This window comes from Clavibacter sp. MX14-G9D (assembly GCF_032917815.1).
Classification (GTDB): Bacteria; Actinomycetota; Actinomycetes; order Actinomycetales; family Microbacteriaceae; genus Clavibacter; species Clavibacter michiganensis_K.
In genome coordinates, this window is the sequence record NZ_JAVCVL010000416.1 from 1 (window position 1) to 789 (window position 789).

Genomic DNA, 789 nt, shown 5'->3' on the forward strand with positions numbered 1-789 from the left:
GCACGGGCGCGGGCGTCGCGGCGACGACCGGGGCGGGCGCGGGCCCTGCGGCGGGCACATCGGCCGGGGTCGCCGTCACGTCGTCGAGGCTCATCGTCCCGCCTCCCCGCCCGGCGCCGGGCGCGCCTGCACGTCGACCACGGTCACGTCGATGCCCTCGACGCGCAGCTCGGTGTGCCGCAGCAGCGCCGCGTTCACCCGCTCGCGCACGCGCTGCGCCAGCTCGGGGAGCGGATCCCCCCACACGACGCTCATGGTGAGCGCGACCCGCACGGGCGCCCCGGGCACGGTGACGTCGCCGTCGAGGGTGCAGCGCCCGATGAGGACGCCGGGGACCTCGTCGCCGGCCTGGCGGACGAGGGTGCGGACGGCGCCCTCCGTCAGCGCGAGGCTCACCGAGGGGTCCGGGTGGGAGAGGGGGATGTCGCGGCCGGCGCGGGACTCCCGGCTGATGTGGGAGAGCACGCCGCGGAAGAAGTCGTCGCCGGGCGCCTCCGCCTCGTCGGCCTCGACCTGCACGAGCTCGCGGCCGAGGTCGCGCATGTGCTCGAGGGCGCGGAGCGCGTTGCGGGCCTCGGGGTCGTCCTCGTAGGCGGCGATGCGCGGGGAGCGGCCGCCGTCGAGGTAGTCGGCGAGCGCGGCCATGTCGAGGGGCGCGCCCTCGGGGTCGTGCGCGGGATCCGCGTCGGGGGCCGGCAGCACCGGCTCGGCGGAGGCGGTGGGAGCGGGAGCCGCCGACGGCGTCGGGTCGGCGGGGGGGGGGGGGGGGGCGCCCGGCGGCCCCCGCGC

Annotated in this window: 1 protein-coding gene; it reads right to left on the reverse strand. The window is 79.6% G+C overall.

Translation table 11 applies throughout. From position 1 onward, the window contains the following. Window positions 1-90 precede the first annotated feature (90 nt). On the reverse strand, window positions 91-789 hold a 699-nt coding region (locus tag Q6969_RS16050; RefSeq protein WP_396335567.1), incomplete at its 5' end, for an Asp23/Gls24 family envelope stress response protein.